The organism is Micromonospora sp. NPDC005291 (assembly GCF_040607415.1).
GTDB lineage: Bacteria > Actinomycetota > Actinomycetes > Mycobacteriales > Micromonosporaceae > Micromonospora.
Map to the genome: position 1 here is coordinate 46,412 of NZ_JBEXGR010000009.1, position 16,844 is coordinate 63,255.

A 16,844-nucleotide genomic window follows, 5' to 3' on the forward strand; every position below is an offset into this window, starting at 1 on the left:
TCCGTTCTGCAAGCCAGCCTGACGAATCAGCACCACCTAGCAGGAGGCAATACATGCAGCTCTCGTACTTCCGTCGGGTCGCCGCGGGCGGCGCCGTCGCCGCGCTGGCCTTCGCCGGCGTCGGGGCGATCACCGCGACCCCCGCGTACGCCGCCACGTCGAAGGTCTCCGTCGTGCACGGCATCCCGGACACCCCGGTCGACGTCTACGTCAACGGCAAGAAGACGCTGGACAACTTCAAGCCCGGCGATGTCGCTGGCCCGCTGAACCTGGAGGAGGGCGATTACGACATCGCGCTCACCAAGCCCGGCGAGCCGATCGGCAGCGCGATCCTCAAGGTCGACAACGCCGCTGTTCCGGGCGGGGCGAACATCAGCATCGCGGCACACCTCGACGCCGAGGGCAAGCCGAAGATCACCCCGTTCGTGAACGACGTCTCGAAGGTCGACGCCGGTAAGGCCCGGCTGATCGTCCGGCACACCGCCGCCGCCCCGGCGGTGGACGTGCGCGCCGGCGGCACCCCGGTCTTCAAGGGTCTCACCAACCCGAACGAGGCCAAGGGCGACGTCGACGCGGGCAACGTGAAGGCGGACGTGGTTCTCGCCGGCACCGACACCGTGGCCATCGGCCCGGCGGACCTCAACCTCAAGGAGGGCACCGCGACGATCGTCTACGCGATCGGCTCCGCCGAGGGCAAGACCCTCGACGTGGTGGCCCAGACCATCACCGGCCTGCACTCCTCCCCGGACGGCGTGCCGAGCGGTGACGGTGGTCAGGCCGGCACGGGCGTGAACACCTGGTGGTACATGCTCACCGGCGCCGGTGTGCTCCTGCTGCTCGGTGGTGGGGTGCGGATGGCAACCGCGCGGACCGGTCGCAAGTGACGGTGCGCAACCGCGGCGCGCTGGCGGCCCTGGCCGCCGGCGTTGCCGTGCTCACCGTCGCCACCCTGGTGGCGTGCGGCTCCCAGCCAGCCGAGGACGTCGGAGCGGAGGAGGCGAGCACCCTAGCCTCCGCCACCGCAACCCCTCCGGCCAGCGGCGGCGACTCGTCGGTCCCGGTGACCGCCGGTGACCTGCCGGCCGACGGGGAGATCGTCCCGCCGGTCCGGCTGGTGATCCCGGGGATCGACGTCACCGCGACTGTCAACGCGGTGGGCATCAACGAGCGGACCAACGAGTTCGAGGTGCCGCCGAGCGTCGACCAGATCGGCTGGTACCGGTACGGTCCCGGCCTGGAGGCCGATGCCGGCTCGGTGGTCATCGCCGGTCACGTGGACAGCGCCAAGCAGGGCAAGGGCGCGTTCTTCCGGCTACGGGAGCTGGACCAGGGCGACACCCTGACCGCGACCGGCAGCGACGGCAAGGCTCGGCAGTTCCGGGTCATCGCCCGGGAGGAGTACATCAAGACCAAGATCCCGTTGGACCGGTACTTCGCCCGGGACGGCAAGCCGCGACTGACCCTGATCACCTGCGGTGGGCCGTTCGACGCCAAGGCCCGTAAGTACCGCGACAACATCGTCGTCACGGCGGTGCCCGCCTGATCGGGTCCACCGGCGTCGTGCCGGGGTGGGAAGAGCCTCTTCCCACCCCGGCCGCGCTGCTCCGCAGACCGGCGGATCGCTGGAGTCCCCTCCGGCATCGGATCCCCGACTTGTCGGCCGTAGGCTGAACGGCGATGGCTTACCTGGATCACGCGGCGACGACTCCGATGCTCGATGAGGCACTGGAGGCGTACGTTGCTACCGCCCGCGAGGTCGGCAACGCGTCCTCCCTCCACGCGTCGGGTCGCCGCGCCCGCCGCCGGGTCGAAGAGTCCCGCGAGCGGGTGGCCGCGGTGCTGGGCGCCCGGCCGTCCGAGGTGATCTTCACCGGTGGCGGCACTGAGAGTGACAACCTCGCGGTCAAGGGCATCTTCTGGGCCCGCCGGGGAGCCGGCCCCGACCGCCGACGGGTGGTCTCCAGTGCCGTCGAGCACCACGCGGTGCTGGACGCAGTCGACTGGCTGGCGGAGCACGAAGGTGCCGAGGTCGGCTGGCTGCCGGTGGACGCGGCCGGTCGGCTCGACCCGGAGGACCTGCGCGCCGAGCTGGCCGCGCACGCCGAGCGGGTGGCCATGGTCACCACGATGTGGGCGAACAACGAGGTGGGCACCGTCCAGCCGGTCGCCGAGCTGGCCGCCGTCGCCGCCGAACACGGCGTGCCGTTCCACACCGACGCCGTCCAGGCGGTCGGTCAGGTGCCCGTCGACTTCGGCGCCAGCGGGGTCGCCGCGCTGACCGTCACCGGGCACAAGTTGGGCGGCCCGACCGGGGTGGGCGCGCTGCTGCTCGCCCGGGACGTTGCGGCCACGCCGCTGCTGCACGGCGGCGGTCAGGAACGCGACGTACGCTCCGGCACCCTGGACACCGCCGGCATCGTCGCCTTCGCGGTCGCCGTCGAGACGGCGGTGAAGGGCCAGCAGGAGTACGCGGCCCGGGTGGCCGCGCTCCGCGACGACCTGATCGAGCGGGTTCGCCGGGCGGTGCCCGAGGTGATCTACAACGGTGACCCGGTGGACCGGTTGCCCGGCAACGCGCACTTCTCCTTTCCGGGCTGCGAGGGTGACGCCCTGCTGCTCCTGCTCGACGCGCAGGGCATCGCCTGCTCGACGGGCTCGGCCTGCTCGGCGGGGGTGGCGCAGCCGTCGCACGTGCTGCTGGCGATGGGTGCCGACGACGACCGCGCCCGCTCCTCGCTGCGCTTCTCACTGGGCCACACAAGCACCCAGGCCGACGTCGACGCCCTGATAGCGGCCCTCCCCGCAGCGGTAGGCCGAGCCCGCCGAGCAGCAGCCCTCCGCACCCCCCGCTAACCCAGAACCCCCCCGCCCCCGCGCCCCCGCCCCCGCCGCCGCCCCCGCCCCCCCCGCCGCCGCCCCCCGCCGCCGATCGCCGTCGATCATGGAGTCGTGGTGCCTGAAAGGTGGCGAATATTGGTTTTTGTCACCCACCACAACTCCATGATCGACGACAGCTGTGGTGGACGAGGTCACTCTGCGGCGGCGGTGAGGGGCGGGGGTGGGTGGGTGGGTGGGTAGGTAGGCTGGCAGTGGGGGAAGGGGAGTGGGCTGGTGAGGGTTCTGGCGGCTATGTCGGGCGGGGTTGACTCGGCCGTGGCGGCGGCGCGGGCGGTGACCGCCGGGCACGACGTGACCGGCGTGCACCTGGCGCTGGCCCGCAATCCACAGACCTATCGGACCGGCGCGCGCGGCTGCTGCACCCTGGAGGATTCCCGGGATGCCCGACGGGCCGCCGACGTGATCGGCATCCCGTTCTACGTCTGGGACATGGCCGACCGGTTCCACGAGGACGTGGTGGACGACTTCGTCGCCGAGTATGCCGCCGGCCGTACGCCGAACCCCTGCCTGCGCTGCAACGAGAAGATCAAGTTCGCGGCGGTGCTGGACCGGGCGGTGGCCCTGGGCTTCGACGCGGTGGTGACGGGCCACCACGCCCGGCTCGGCCCGGACGGGCTGCTGCGGCGCAGCGTCGACGTGGCCAAGGACCAGTCGTACGTGCTGGCCGTGCTCACCCGCGAGCAGCTGGACCGGTCGATCTTCCCGCTGGGCGACTCGACCAAGGCGCAGGTCCGCGTTGAGGCCGCCGAGCGTGGCCTGGCGGTGGCCGACAAGCCGGACTCACACGACATCTGCTTCATCGCCGACGGTGACACCCGCGGCTTCCTGGCCGGCCGGCTCGGCGAGGCGCCCGGCGACGTGGTGGACGCCAGCACCGGCGCGGTGGTCGGCAGTCACAGCGGGGCGTACGCGTACACGGTGGGGCAGCGTCGTGGGCTGCACCTGGACCGGCCCGCCCCGGACGGCCGGCCGCGCTACGTGCTCTCCATCACGCCGAAGACCAACACGGTGACCGTCGGCCCCGCCGAGGCGCTGGAGGTGTCCGAGGTCCGTGCCGCTCGTCCGGTCTGGACCGGCGGCCCAGTTCCGGACTCGCCGGTCGAGTGCGAGGTGCAGCTACGCGCGCACGGCGCCGTGGTGCCGGCGACCGTCGCTCTCGACGGCGACCTGCTGCACGCCGAGCTGCGTCAGCCGGTGCGCGGTGTGGCCGCCGGTCAGGCTGTGGTGGCGTACCGGCCGGACCCGGCCGGCGACGTGGTCCTCGGCTCCGCGACCATCACCGGCTGACCGCGCGGTCGCCGCACTGCCGGCGCGTACGCCGGGATAGCCTTCGGCCGTGACAGATCAGGCGTGGCCCTGGCCGGCCGGCGCGGCAACCGGAATTGGTTCGCTGCCCGGCACCGACATCGCCGAGGCCCAGCGGGTGGTCCTCGGTGAGCTTCCCGAGCTGCCGCACCTGCCCGAGTTGCCGGCGCGCGGCCCCGGCGCCGACCTGATCGGTCGCAGCGCCGGGCTGCTGGTCGAGCTGCCCGTCGAGCTGTACGTCGGGCGGTGGCGGGTCGCCCCGCGCCCGGGGCGCGACCTGCGCCGGGCCCGCGACCTGATGGAGCGCGACCTGGACCAGCTCGCCGAGCAGGCGGAGGAGTACGCCGGGCCGATCAAGGTGCAGGCCGCTGGCCCGCTCACGCTGGCCGCCTCCCTGGAGTTGCCGATCGGTGGCCGCCTGTTGCGCGATCCCGGCGCGGTCCGCGATCTGACCGGCTCCCTCGCCGAGGGGCTGCGCGCGCACGTCGCGGCGGTTGCCCGGCGGCTGCCCCGGGCGTCGGTGCTGCTCCAGCTGGACGAACCGTCCCTGCCGACCGTGCTGGCCGGGCGGGTGCCGACCGAGAGCGGGCTGGGCGCGTACCGGGCGGTCGATCCGGTGGACGCGGCGGCACTGCTGCGCACGGTCGTCGAGGCGGTCGGCGTGCCGACGGTGGTGCACTGCTGCGCCCCGGACGTGCCGCTGGAGCTGATCCGCTCCACCGGCGCGGTCGCGGTCGCCCTCGACCTGGACCTCGTCACCGAGCTGGACCCGCTGGGCGAGGCGATCGACGCCGGCCTCGGGTTGCTGGCCGGGGCCGCGCCGACCGGGCCTCCGTCGGCCGGTGGCGCGCCGACCTCCGCGCAGATCGCCGACCGGGTACGCCAGCTCTGGGACCGTCTCGGCTTTCCCCGCCGGCAGCTCGCCGAGCAGGTGGTGGTCACCCCGGCCTGCGGTCTTGCCGGCGCCACCCCGCAGTACGCGCGGGCGGTGCTCGCCGCCTGCCGGGACGCCGGCCGGCGGTTCGCCGAGGACTGAGGTTTCCTGTCGTACCCGGTGGGCAGGATGACGGTCATGATTGGACAGCTACGTTCAGTGGTGATCGACTGCCCCGATCCACGTGCGCTGGCGGCGTTCTACTCCGAGCTGCTCGGCCTGCCTCTCGTCGAGGGTGACTCCGACGACGACGAATGGGTGGTGCTGGGCGGCCCGCCCGGGCACCAGCCGCGCCTCGCCTTTCAGCGGGCGCTCAACCTGCGGCCGCCGGCCTGGCCGGATCCGGAGCGCCCGCAGCAGTTCCACCTCGACGTGACGGTGGACGACATCGAGACCGCCGAGAGTGCGGCGCTCGCGCTCGGCGCGCGACGGCTGCCCGGTGAGGGCGAGGGTTTCCGGGTCTACGCGGATCCGGCGGGCCACCCGTTCTGCCTCTGCTGGGACTGAGCCTGGCGTGGATCACGGCGGCCGGGCATCATGGCCGCCGTGATCCACAACCCTGCGCTGCGCGCCTCCGGTTCGCTCTTCGGCCTCGCCTACGGTGATGCGCTGGGCAAACCGACCGAGTTCCTGACCGTCGCCGAGATTGAGCGCCGGTACGGCCCGACCGGCCCGCGTGAGCTGTCCGGCGAGCCGGCACTGGTCACCGACGACACCCAGATGGCGCTGGCGGTGGGCTGGGCTCTGCACGAGGCGCCGTCGCTCACCCCGGAGGTGGTGGAGCCGCTGCTGCGGCGGCGCTTCCTGGCCTGGGCGGTCAGCCCCGACAACAACCGTGCCCCGGGGATGACCTGTCTGCGCGCCTGCGCCGAGCTGAGCCGTGGGCTGCGCTGGCAGGAGGCGACCGTGGTCGGGTCGAAGGGGTGCGGGGCCAACATGCGGGTCACCCCGGTCGGGTTGCTCGACGTGGACCTGGACACGCTGGCCGGGCTGGCCCAGTTGCAGGCCGGGTTGACCCACGGCCACCCGACCGGGCTGGCCGCCAGCGAGCTCACCGCGTACGCGGTCTTCGCGCTGCGTACGGGCGCCACGCTGGCTGAGCTTCCCGCGGTCCTCACCGAGCGGGCGCTGGCCCAGCGCCTGTTATATCGGGAGCAGTGGCTGGGTGACCTCTGGCAGCGTGCCGAGGCCCGCACCCCGGAGGCGTTCATCGCCCAGGGCTGGGACGAGTGCCTGGCGGTGTTGGGCCGACTGACGAACGCTCTGCGGCAACCGGACGACGGCGGTGACCCGTGCCGGGCCACCGGGGAGGGCTGGGTGGCCGAGGAGGCGCTGGCCACGGCGCTGCTCTGCGCCGTACGACATGCCGACGACCCGGTCGCGGCACTGGCCCGGGGCGCGACCACCGCCGGCGACTCCGACTCGATCGCCGCCCTGGCGGGCGCGTTCGTGGGCGCGGCCGTCGGAATGGCTGCCTGGCCATCCGGGTGGGCCGACCGCATCGAGTACGCCGACCAGCTCGCCACGCTCGGCGCCGCCTGGGACTGACCCTCCCGGGCCGACCCGCCGTGCCACCGGGCGTGATCGACTCGGTTACCGGTAGGTCGGGGTGTTCATGGCCAGAGGTTGGAGACGAGCGCGGTCAGTGGGTGGGCAGGTGACGCAGGCTGCGGACCTTCTGCCACAGGGTGGCGTCGCAGCGGCCGGCTCGGTCGGCGAAGGCGGCCGACCTGATGTGGATCGGCTCGGTCAGGCTGAGGTAGCTGTCGTGCTCCGCGTCGGGATCCCAGTCCCGGGTGGGAATCCGTACGTGGTCGTCCCGGTCGCTCTTGTCCTGGCTGGTGATCTTGAGGACGTCCGCGCCCCGGGAGTCCGCGCGCAGCACCAGACACGGCCGGACCTTCGACCCGCTGCCGTCGGCGTACGGCACATCGGCCCACCAGATCTCACCCGGCGCCGGCGTGCCCGCCACCCGGTCGGTGTCGCGTGGTCGGGGCTTGGCGGACGGTCGGTCGGCGCCACGCGGCCGTGGCGGGGCGGGGCGACGACCACCGGTGCGGGTGGTGGCACCCCGATCCGATCGGGTGCCCGAGCGTCGGGTGGCCACCCGGTGCCGCCAACTGTTCCACGCCCAGCCGGCGGTCACCGCCAGCAGGATCGCCCCCGCCCAGAGCAGCGCCTCGGGCATCGGTACCTCCGCCTCTCGGTGGCCCACCGGCCGCATCGTCCAGCGATCCTCGCACGCCACAGCCCAGGCCGCCGTTCATGCCACCACCCACACACCGCGCCGGTGAGGGCTTGAGCACTCCGGATCGCGACTAGTGCCGGCGGGGGACGTCGCTCCCGGCGCGGGTGGGCGCCGGATTGTCCCACCGGCCCGATACCGTGCCGGAGTAGCGTGATCAGGGAGGTCGCAGGCGTGTCCGAAGGTGGCGGGGTGTCCGAGGAGCAGATCGGTCAGCAGGTCAGCCCAGCTCAGGAGGCGGCGGCCGGTGCCGAGCCGACGCCGCAGGCGCGGGAGCGGCACGCCACGCTCAGCCTTGAGCTGACCGAGCATCAATACCGTTACTACGTGCTGGACGCGCCGACCGTCGCCGACGCCGAGTTCGACAGGCAGTTGCGCGAGCTGGAGGCACTGGAGGAGGAGTTTCCGGCACTGCGGACGCCGGATTCGCCGACCCAGCGGGTGGGCGGCACGTTCTCCACCGACTTCACCCCGGTCACCCATGCCGAGCGCATGCTCTCGCTCGACAACGCGTTCGCCGACGAGGAGTTGGCGGCCTGGGCCGAGCGGGTCGAGCGGGACGCCGGTGGCCCGGTGCCCTACCTGTGCGAGCTCAAGGTCGACGGGCTGGCGATCAACCTGACCTACGAGAGCGGCCGGCTGGTCCGGGCGGCCACCCGCGGTGACGGCCGCACCGGTGAGGACGTCACCGCCAACGTGCGCAGCATCCGAGACGTCCCCGGCCAGCTCGCCCCGTCCGCCGAATTCCCGGACATCCCCGAGCTGCTGGAGGTCCGGGGCGAGATCTACTTCCCGATCGCCGGGTTCGCCGACCTCAACGCGGGTCTGGTGGAGCAGGGCAAGGCGCCGTTCGCCAACCCGCGCAACGCCGCCGCGGGCAGCCTGCGGCAGAAGGACCCACGGGTCACCGCCTCCCGGCCGCTGCGCCTGGTGGTGCACGGCATCGGTGCCCGCCGTGGGTTCCAGCCCACGGCCCAGTCCGAGTCGTACGCCGCGCTCAGGTCGTGGGGGTTGCCGACCAGCGACCGGTGGCGGGTCGTCCCGGATCTGGCCGGAGTGGCCGAATACATCGCCTACTACGCCGAGCACCGGCACGACGTCGAGCACGAGATCGACGGGGTGGTGGTCAAGGTCGACCCGGTCTCCATCCAGGGCCGGCTCGGGTCGACCAGTCGCGCCCCGCGCTGGGCGATCGCCTTCAAGTACCCGCCGGAGGAGGTCACCACCAAGCTGCTCGACATCGAGGTCGGTGTCGGGCGCACCGGCCGGGTCACCCCGTTCGCGGTGCTGGAGCCGGTGCACGTGGCGGGCTCGACGGTCGCCCAGGCCACGCTGCACAACGCCCGCGAGGTGGAGCGTAAGGGCGTGCTGATCGGCGACACGGTGGTGCTGCGCAAGGCCGGTGACGTGATCCCCGAGGTGCTCGGCCCGGTGGTCGACCTGCGCCCCGCCGACGCCCGTCCGTTCGTGATGCCCACCACGTGCCCGTCCTGCGGCACCCCGCTCGCCCCTGCCAAGGAGAGCGACGTCGACATCCGCTGCCCCAACACCCACAGCTGCCCGGCGCAGCTCCGCGAGCGGGTGTTCCACCTTGCCGGCCGGGGCGCGTTCGACATCGAGGTGCTCGGTTACAAGGGCGCGGGGGCGCTGCTGGACGCGCAGATCATCACCGACGAGGGCGATCTTTTTCAGCTCGACGCCGAGCAGCTGTCCCGGTCCCCGTTCTTCGTCAACAAGGACGGCACCCTGGGCAGCAACGCGGTCAAGTTGCTGGACAATCTGGCGGTCGCCCGGGAGCGCGAGCTGTGGCGGGTGCTGGTGGCACTCTCCATCCGACACGTGGGCCCCACCGCGGCCCGGGCGCTCGCCCGGCACTTCCGTTCGATGGACGCCATCGACGCGGCCACGGAGGAGGAGCTGTCCTCAGTCGACGGGGTCGGGCCGACCATCGCGGCCAGCCTCCGGGAGTGGTTCGCGGTGGACTGGCACCGTGCGGTCGTCCGCAAGTGGGCCGAGGCCGGCGTACGGATGGCAGAGGACGCGATCGACGAGGGGCCGCGCCCCTTGCAGGGGATGACCCTGGTGGTCACCGGCACGCTCGCCGGCTTCTCGCGGGACCAGGCCGCCGAGGCCGTGGAGACCCGGGGCGGCAAGGTCAGCGGGTCGGTCTCCAAGAAGACGAGCTTCGTGGTCGTGGGGGACAACCCCGGGTCCAAGGCCGACAAGGCGGTCAGCCTCAAGGTGCCGGTGCTCGACGAGGCCGGGTTCCGGCTGCTGCTGGACGCGGGTCCGGACGCCGCACGGGAGGTCGCCCAACTGGGTGGTTGACCCAGCTGGCGGCTCGACGCGGCGACTGGCCGCGTATACCAACTTAATTACGACTACGACCGATTCGTGACTGTCATACCGGGAAACCAGGGGCCGAGGGCGTTTCATTGGTTCACGGCGCGCGCACCGGCACGCCGACGGTCGGTCGGGAGGTGTGGTGGAGGTCGCCGACCCGCGCAACTCGCTCCCCCCGGGACGGGTGGCACCGTTCGCCACGTTCGTCGTCGGCATCCTGGTGGTCGCGGCGCTGACTGCCGCCGTTCCACTCGCGACGCTCACCGGCGAGGTGTCCCGGCTGCCGGTGGCGTTCTGGACGATGGCCGCGCTGGCCGTGGTCTGCGACGCCCGCCCGTTCGTCCCGCCGGGGCGCCGGCAGACCTCCGCGGTGTTCCCGTCCACCTGCTTCACCTTCGCGATCCTGCTCGGCTGGGGCCTCGGCCCGGCGGTGGTGGTGCAGGCGGTGGGGGTGCTCGTCTCGGGTTGGCGGATGCGGCACGCGGTGTGGCGGACGGCGTTCAACGTCGGCCAGTACGCGTGCGCCCTCGCCGCCGCGTACGGGGTCATCCAGCTCGGGCCCGGCACCATCTTCTCCGGCGGCCAGCTGCACTGGACCGACGTGGCTGCCGTCGGAGGGGCCACGCTGGCCTGGTTCGTCGTCAACTACGGGCTGGTCAGCTGGGCGGTGCGGCTGCGCTTCGGGGACCGGTGGTGGCCCACCCTCCGTCAGGGCCTCGGCTTCGAGCTGCTCTCCACCGGTTCACTGCTGCTGCTCGCCCCGGTGCTGGTCGCCGCCGCGCGTGTCAGCGCGGCGCTGATCCCGCTGGTGCTGGTGCCGCTCTTCGCCGTCTACCGGATGGCCCGGCTGACCGTCGAACAGCAGCACCTCGCCGCCGCCGACCCGCTGACCGGGCTGCCCAACCGCAAGGCCCTGCTGGCCGAGGTGGCGGAGCAGGTGCACCTGCATGCCGAGCGGACGGCCCGCGGGGAACCCGACGGGCAGTTGGCGCTGCTGCTGATCGACCTGGACCGTTTCAAGAACGTCAACGACGCCCTCGGGCACGCTGTGGGCGACCGGCTGCTGGTCGAGGTCAGCGCCCGGCTCACCGACGTGCAGCCCCGACCGCAGATGATCGCCCGGCTCGGCGGCGACGAGTTCGCCATCGTGATGACCGGGCTGACCGACGTCGCTCAGGCGCGTGAGCTGGCCGACCGGGTGGTCCAGGCGCTGGCCGAGCCGGTGCCACTGGACGGGTTGCCGCTGGACGTGGGCGGGTCGATCGGGATAGCCCTCTTCCCCGAGCACGGCGAGGACTTCGCCACCCTGATGCGCCACGCCGACGTGGCGATGTACGACGCCAAGCACCGCAACGACACGGTGGCCGTCTACGCCCCCGAGTCCGACCACAACTCCGCCGAGCGACTCGGCCTGCTTGCCGACCTGCGCCGGGTGCTGGAGTCCAGCCCGTCGGCCGACGGGCTGTTCGACGCCGAGCCGGTGGGTCAGGGGCACGTCGAGGGAGCGGCTGAGCAGGCCGACGGCAACGGCCGGGACGGCGTGTCGGGTGAGGTGGCCGGCCCGGAGCGGGTGGTCGACGTACCCCTCGCCGCGACAGCGGAGGTGCGCGGCGGTGACGGGGCGGCGCTGCCCACCGGAGACCCGGCCGAGGCCGCGCCACACGCGGAGCCGGTGCCGGCGATCGCCACGGCGCCGCCAACCGGCGGTCGGTGGTGGGGGCGCCGTCGGCGGACCGACGCCGAGCTGGCGCACGCCGATGAGCTGATCAACCGGATCGCCACCGGAGCCGACCCGATCCGGGGCCGCAACGCCCGAGCCACGGTCACCGGCACCCGCCCGGGCCCGGCCCGGGAGCGACGCGCCGGGGCCGGGAACGGTCGGCCGTCGCCGAACGGACGAGCGGTGCCCGCGCTGGGCAACGGCGGCAACGGGCCGCGGCGTGACGTCGGGCCGGGCATCCGGGCGCAACCGCTCGAAGCGACCGGGTGGGCGCACGCCGACGGTGAGCCCGGCGACGCCGGAGAGATCACCATGTATTACCAGCCGCAGATCGCCATCGCGACCGGCGAGGTGGTCGGCGTCGAGGCCCTGCTGCGGTGGCGGCACCCCCGGCGGGGCATGGTCGACCCGGAGGAACTCATCCGGGTCGCCGAGCAGAGCGCGGTGATGCGGCTGCTCACCCGTCGCGTGGTCGACGACGTGGTGGAGCAACTCGCCAAGTGGTCGGCGGCCGGCATCGGCCTGCGCGCGGCGCTCAACGTGAGCGTGCGCGACCTGCACACCGGCGAGATCGCCGACCAGATCGCCGACCGGCTGGCCCGCTACCAGGTGCCGGCCGAGCGGCTGCAACTGGAGATCACCGAAGGCGCCCTGATGGCCGACCCGCGCCGGGTGCTGGCCACCATCTCCCGGCTGCACCGGATCGGGGTGGCCATCGCGCTGGACGACTTCGGCACCGGCTATTCGTCGCTGCAGCACCTGCGCCGGTTGCCGCTGTCGGAGGTGAAGGTGGACCGGTCGTTCGTGCTCGGCATGGCCGAGGACGCCGACGACGCGGCGATCGTCCGGTCGATGATCGATCTTGCCGGCGCGCTGGGGCTGCGGGTGGTCGCCGAGGGCGTGGAGGACGAGCGGACCTGGCGGATGCTGCACGCCGCCGGCTGCGACGCCGCGCAGGGCTGGTTCTACGCCCGACCGATGCCCGCCGAGGAGCTGGTCACCTGGCTGGCCCGGTACCGGCCGGTCCGCCCGACCGGCGGCCCGGAGCCGGACGGCGGCCGTCGTCCCACCCGCTGACCCGCCCGCCGACGCGGCGCACGGGCCGGCGGAGGGGGAGTCGGGGACGCGGCACCGGAGCGGAACAATAGACTCGCTCCGGTCACCGCGCGTCACACTCCACCCGTCGCGCGGCCGGCACACCGCCCGACCAGCAGGACATCAGAAGGGGGCACGGATGGCCGCCATCTCCCGCGAGGAGGTCGCGCACCTGGCGCGCCTGTCGCGGCTCGCCGTCACCGAGGAGGAGCTGGACACCTTCGCCGGCCAGCTCGACGTGATCCTCCAGGCGGTCGCCCAGGTCGGCGAGGTCGCCGCCGCGGACATCCCGCCGACCTCGCACTCGGTGCCGCTGACCAACATCCTGCGGGAGGACGTCGTCACGCCGTGCCTGACCCCGCAGGAGGTGCTGTCGGGCGCACCGGACGCCGAGGACCAGCGGTTCCGCGTACCGCGGATCCTGAGCGAGGATGTGGCCTCATGAGCGAGCGCCAGCGAGCGAATCAGCAGTGCAGCGCGGTGGTGCCTCATGGCGTCACGGAGCGAAGCGGAGTGACGGCATGAGCGATCTGACCAGAATGACCGCGACGGAGATCGCGGCCCTGGTCGCCGGCGGCGAGACCTCCGCCGTCGAGGTGACCCAGGCCCACCTGGACCGGATCGCCGCGGTCGACGACCGGGTGCACGCCTTCCTGCACGTCGACACCGACGGCGCGCTCGCTGCGGCCCGCGCGGTCGACGAGCGCCGGACGGCCGGCGAGGAGTTGGGCCCGCTGGCCGGTGTTCCGGTCGCGGTCAAGGACGTGCTCGCCACGCGGGGCGTACCGACCACCGTGGGGTCGAAGATCCTGGAGGGCTGGCGCCCGCCGTACGACGCGACGATCGTGCAGCGGCTGCGCGAAGCCGGCACGGTGATGCTCGGCAAGACCAACATGGATGAGTTCGCGATGGGCTCCTCCACCGAATACTCGGCGTACGGCGCGACGCACAACCCGTGGGACCTGAGCCGGATCCCGGGTGGCTCGGGTGGTGGCAGCGCGGCCGCGCTGGCCGCGTACGAGGCGCCGTTGGCGATCGGCTCGGACACCGGCGGCTCAATCCGCCAGCCCGGCGCGGTCACCGGCACCGTGGGCGCGAAGCCCACCTACGGCGGCACCTCCCGCTACGGGCTGGTCGCCTTCTCCTCGTCGCTGGACACTCCCGGCCCGTGCGCCCGTAACGTGCTCGATGCGGCCCTGCTGCACCAGGTGATCGGCGGGCACGACCCGCGTGACTCCACCTCGATCCCGCAGCCGGTGCCGGACGTGGTGGCGGCGGCAAAGCTCGGCGCGACCGGCGACCTGACCGGTGTGCGGCTCGGCATCGTGAGTGAGTTCGTCGGCGAGGGTGCCGAGCCGGGAGTGATGGCCGCGTTCCGCGAGTCGGTGGACGCCCTCGCGAAGATGGGTGCGGAGATCGTCGAGGTGTCCTGCCCGACGTTCGCGTACGCGCTGCCGGCGTACTACCTGATCGCGCCGAGCGAGTGCTCCTCCAACCTGGCCCGGTTCGACGGCGTCCGGTTCGGCCTGCGGGTCGGCGACGACGGCAACCGGTCGCTGGAGGAGGTCATGTCGCTGACCCGGGAGGCCGGCTTCGGCCCGGAGGTCAAGCGCCGCATCATGATCGGCACGTACGCGCTGTCGTCGGGTTACTACGACGCGTACTACGGGCAGGCGCAGAAGGTCCGTACGCTGATCACCCGGGACTTCACCGCCGCGTTCGAGCGGGTCGACGCGCTGATCTCGCCGACCACCCCGACCGTGGCGTTCCCGATGGGCGCGCGCACCTCGGACCCGTACCAGATGTACCTGGCCGACCTGTTCACCATCCCGACCAACCTGTACGGCGGGCCGGGCATCTCGGTGCCCTGTGGCCTCTCCGAGGGGCTGCCCGTCGGCCTGCAGGTGATGGCCCCGACGATGGCCGACGACCGGATGTACCGGGTCGCCGCCGCGCTGGAGTCCGCGGTCGGCACGTTTACGCCACCGGCGCTGTAGACCGGATGTCACCGCATCGGCGCCGAGGGACACGTCCCTCGGCGCCGATTGCGCGTCCGGGCAGGTCGGTCATCGGTCAGGGCTGGCTCGGCGGCCCGGCGAGGTAGCGGCGGGCCTCCCGCAGGCCACACCAGCGATACCAGGCGGCACCTCCCCAGAGCAGGAGCAGCAGTACGGCCAGCACGCGGGTGAACGGGTTGACCGGGCTCACCAGGGGCGGCAGTTGGCTGAGGAAGCCCACCGTGAACAGCACCAGCAGCCAGCGTTGACTGACGCGGGACCGAGCCTCCTTGCGAGCCAGCGCGTCCAGACGAGGGTCGTCGGTGGACCCGTCGCGTAACGCCTGCACGATCCGCCGCCTGGTCGTCGGGTCGGCACCGGCCGTCCGGGGCATCCGCCTGATCAGCCGGCGGCCGAAGACGAGGGCGACGACCGCGCCGACCAACGGCGGGATCAGCATCAGCCCGAACGCCGCGAAGAGGCCGGGGCCCCCGGTCCCACCGTCGACCATCGCGGCGGTGCCCATCGCGGCCGCGCCGACCACGACGGCTGCGGCGACAACGTACGTGCTGCGGCGATGCCGCCCCTGCGGCACCTGCTCGTCTGCGAGGATCACCTGCCGGCTCTCTGCTCCTGGCCGTTCCCCCGCATTCGTCATGGTCGCTCCGTACCCCGCCGTCGGCGACGTCACGCGCGCCCGGCGAAACCCGCCCGAGGATTGATCGGGCAACCCCATTAGGCTGGACAGGTTCTGTCCCGGATCGCGCCTGGAGCGTCTCATGACCACGACACTGCCCGCGTACGACGAGGTCGTTGCGCGCTACGAACCGGTGATCGGCCTGGAGACCCACGTCGAGCTGGGCACGAACACCAAGATGTTCTGTGGTTGCCCGACCGACTTCGGTGGCGAGCCGAACACCCGGGTCTGCCCGGTGTGCCTGGGCCTGCCCGGCTCGCTTCCGGTGGCCAACAAGGCCGCCATCGAGGCGATCATCCGGATCGGCCTGGCACTGAACTGCTCGATCGCCGAGTGGTGCCGGTTCGCCCGGAAGAACTACTTCTACCCGGACATGCCGAAGAACTTCCAGATCAGCCAGTACGACGAGCCGATCTGCGTCGACGGTTACCTGGACGTCGAGGTCAACGGCGAGACGGTGCGGATCGAGATCGAGCGGGTGCACCTCGAGGAGGACACCGGCAAGACGCTGCACGTCGGCGGTGCCACCGGTCGCATCCAGGGCGCGACCGAGTCGCTGGTCGACTACAACCGGGCCGGCATTCCGCTGGTCGAGATCGTCACCAAGCCCATTCCGGGCACCGGTGCGCTGGCGCCCGACGTGGCCAAGGCGTACGTCACCGAGCTGCGGGACGTGATCCGCACCCTCGGCGTCTCGGACGTGCGGATGGAGGAGGGTTCACTGCGCTGCGACGTGAACACCTCGCTCAACCTGCCGGGGCAGGAGTGGGGCACCCGCACCGAGACCAAGAACGTCAACTCGCTGCGCTCGGTGGAGCGGGCGGTCCGCTCGGAGATGCTGCGGCAGGCGTCGGTGCTGGACGCGGGTGGCCGGATCATCCAGGAGACCCGGCACTTCCACGAGGACAGCGGTGACACGACCTCGGGCCGCTCGAAGGAGACCGCCACCGACTACCGGTACTTCCCCGAGCCGGACCTGGTGCCGATCGCCCCGGACCCGGCCTGGGTCGCCGAGCTGAAGGCCGCCCTGCCAGAGCTGCCCCGGGTGCACCGGCGTCGGCTCCAGCAGCAGTGGGGGCTCTCCGACCTGGACATGCAGTCGGTGCTGAACGCCGGCGCGGTCGAGCTGATCGAGGCCACCGTGGCGGCCGGCACCACCCCGGCGGCGGCCCGCAAGTGGTGGCTCGGTGAGTTGTCCCGCCGGGCCAACGAGAGCGGCGTGGAGCTGGCCGATATCGGCGCCACCCCCGCCCAGGTCGCCGAGTTGCAGGGCCTGGTCGACGCAGGCAAGCTCAACGACAAGATGGCCCGCACGGTGCTGGAGGGCGTGGTCGACGGTGAGGGCTCACCCACCGAGATCATGACCAACCGGGGCCTGGAGGTCGTGTCCGACACCGGCGCACTCACCGCCGCCGTCGACGAGGCGATCGCCGCGAACCCCGGCATCGCCGACAAGATCCGCAGCGGCAAGGTCGCCGCGGTCGGGGCGCTGGTCGGCGCGGTCATGAAGACCACCCGCGGCCAGGCTGACGCGTCGACTCTCCGCGCGCTGATCCTGGAGCGCCTCGGCGTCCAGGGCTGAGACCCACCCGGAGCAGGCCGTCGGCGTG

At 72.7% G+C, this 16,844-nt stretch carries 14 protein-coding genes; 12 read left to right on the plus strand and 2 right to left on the minus strand.

Features of this window, described 5'->3' with window-relative positions; genetic code table 11:
• Positions 1–53 precede the first annotated feature (53 nt).
• From ABZT18_RS14895 to ABZT18_RS14925, 7 genes are all read left to right on the plus strand, one after another.
• Positions 54–884: a DUF4397 domain-containing protein gene (locus ABZT18_RS14895; protein WP_354997055.1), complete on the plus strand. Its 831-nt coding sequence runs from the start codon at positions 54–56 to the stop codon at positions 882–884.
• Positions 881–1,543: a class F sortase gene (locus ABZT18_RS14900; protein WP_354997056.1), complete on the plus strand. Its 663-nt coding sequence runs from the start codon at positions 881–883 to the stop codon at positions 1,541–1,543. Before ABZT18_RS14895 ends, ABZT18_RS14900 begins: the two co-directional genes overlap by 4 nt.
• Positions 1,544–1,677: 134 nt before the next feature.
• Positions 1,678–2,853: a cysteine desulfurase family protein gene (locus ABZT18_RS14905; protein ID WP_354997057.1), complete on the plus strand. Its 1,176-nt coding sequence runs from the start codon at positions 1,678–1,680 to the stop codon at positions 2,851–2,853.
• Positions 2,854–3,111: 258 nt separating this feature from the next.
• Positions 3,112–4,185 carry a tRNA 2-thiouridine(34) synthase MnmA gene (gene mnmA, locus ABZT18_RS14910; RefSeq protein WP_354997058.1) on the plus strand — a complete coding sequence of 358 codons (1,074 nt, stop codon included), beginning with the start codon at positions 3,112–3,114 and terminating at the stop codon, positions 4,183–4,185.
• Positions 4,186–4,234: 49 nt separating this feature from the next.
• Complete coding sequence (locus ABZT18_RS14915; RefSeq protein ID WP_354997059.1) at positions 4,235–5,239, plus strand: methionine synthase; 1,005 nt, start codon at positions 4,235–4,237, stop codon at positions 5,237–5,239.
• Between the two features lie 36 nt (positions 5,240–5,275).
• A complete protein-coding gene (locus ABZT18_RS14920) occupies positions 5,276–5,644 on the plus strand; it encodes a VOC family protein (protein ID WP_354997060.1) in 369 nt (122 codons plus the stop codon).
• Positions 5,645–5,674: 30 nt separating this feature from the next.
• Positions 5,675–6,685 (plus strand): ADP-ribosylglycohydrolase family protein, encoded by a 1,011-nt coding sequence (locus tag ABZT18_RS14925; RefSeq protein WP_354997061.1) that lies wholly within the window; start codon positions 5,675–5,677, stop codon positions 6,683–6,685.
• Positions 6,686–6,779: 94 nt separating this feature from the next.
• Here ABZT18_RS14925 and ABZT18_RS14930 read toward each other — a convergent pair whose 3' ends face one another.
• Entirely contained in the window at positions 6,780–7,325 is a 546-nt protein-coding gene (locus tag ABZT18_RS14930) for a type II toxin-antitoxin system PemK/MazF family toxin (protein ID WP_354997062.1), read from the minus strand.
• Between the two features lie 249 nt (positions 7,326–7,574).
• Between ABZT18_RS14930 and ligA the strand changes: the two genes are divergently transcribed.
• The 4 genes from ligA to gatA all read left to right on the plus strand — a co-directional run bounded on the left by ligA (position 7,575) and on the right by gatA (position 14,537).
• On the plus strand, positions 7,575–9,710 hold the full coding sequence (gene ligA, locus ABZT18_RS14935) for an NAD-dependent DNA ligase LigA (protein WP_354997063.1): 2,136 nt from the start codon (positions 7,575–7,577) through the stop codon (positions 9,708–9,710).
• 157 nt (positions 9,711–9,867) lie between these two features.
• On the plus strand, positions 9,868–12,522 hold the full coding sequence (locus tag ABZT18_RS14940) for an EAL domain-containing protein (protein ID WP_354997064.1): 2,655 nt from the start codon (positions 9,868–9,870) through the stop codon (positions 12,520–12,522).
• Between the two features lie 157 nt (positions 12,523–12,679).
• On the plus strand, positions 12,680–12,985 hold the full coding sequence (gene gatC / locus ABZT18_RS14945; RefSeq protein ID WP_354997065.1) for an Asp-tRNA(Asn)/Glu-tRNA(Gln) amidotransferase subunit GatC: 306 nt from the start codon (positions 12,680–12,682) through the stop codon (positions 12,983–12,985).
• A 76-nt stretch (positions 12,986–13,061) separates the two neighbouring features.
• Positions 13,062–14,537, plus strand: coding sequence for an Asp-tRNA(Asn)/Glu-tRNA(Gln) amidotransferase subunit GatA (gatA, locus tag ABZT18_RS14950; RefSeq protein WP_354997066.1), 1,476 nt, complete (start codon positions 13,062–13,064; stop codon positions 14,535–14,537).
• Positions 14,538–14,613: 76 nt separating this feature from the next.
• On the opposite strand, the gene ABZT18_RS14955 is transcribed toward gatA, so the two are convergent.
• A complete protein-coding gene (locus ABZT18_RS14955) occupies positions 14,614–15,195 on the minus strand; it encodes a hypothetical protein (RefSeq protein ID WP_354997067.1) in 582 nt (193 codons plus the stop codon).
• Between the two features lie 121 nt (positions 15,196–15,316).
• Between ABZT18_RS14955 and gatB the strand changes: the two genes are divergently transcribed.
• Complete coding sequence (gatB, locus tag ABZT18_RS14960; RefSeq protein ID WP_354997068.1) at positions 15,317–16,816, plus strand: Asp-tRNA(Asn)/Glu-tRNA(Gln) amidotransferase subunit GatB; 1,500 nt, start codon at positions 15,317–15,319, stop codon at positions 16,814–16,816.
• Positions 16,817–16,844: the final 28 nt, after the last annotated feature.

Excerpts from the sequence above, each read along its gene's own strand:
- ABZT18_RS14955 (WP_354997067.1), bottom strand. The coding sequence starts at position 15,195 with ATGACGAATGCGGGGGAACGGCCAGGAGCAGAGAGCCGGCAGGTGATC.
- ABZT18_RS14925 (WP_354997061.1), top strand. The coding sequence starts at position 5,675 with ATGGCCGCCGTGATCCACAACCCTGCGCTGCGCGCCTCCGGTTCGCTC.
- ABZT18_RS14895 (WP_354997055.1), top strand. The coding sequence starts at position 54 with ATGCAGCTCTCGTACTTCCGTCGGGTCGCCGCGGGCGGCGCCGTCGCC.
- ABZT18_RS14905 (WP_354997057.1), top strand. The coding sequence starts at position 1,678 with ATGGCTTACCTGGATCACGCGGCGACGACTCCGATGCTCGATGAGGCA.
- gatB (WP_354997068.1), top strand. The coding sequence starts at position 15,317 with ATGACCACGACACTGCCCGCGTACGACGAGGTCGTTGCGCGCTACGAA.
- ABZT18_RS14930 (WP_354997062.1), bottom strand. The coding sequence starts at position 7,325 with ATGCCCGAGGCGCTGCTCTGGGCGGGGGCGATCCTGCTGGCGGTGACC.
- gatA (WP_354997066.1), top strand. The coding sequence starts at position 13,062 with ATGAGCGATCTGACCAGAATGACCGCGACGGAGATCGCGGCCCTGGTC.
- gatC (WP_354997065.1), top strand. The coding sequence starts at position 12,680 with ATGGCCGCCATCTCCCGCGAGGAGGTCGCGCACCTGGCGCGCCTGTCG.
- ABZT18_RS14920 (WP_354997060.1), top strand. The coding sequence starts at position 5,276 with ATGATTGGACAGCTACGTTCAGTGGTGATCGACTGCCCCGATCCACGT.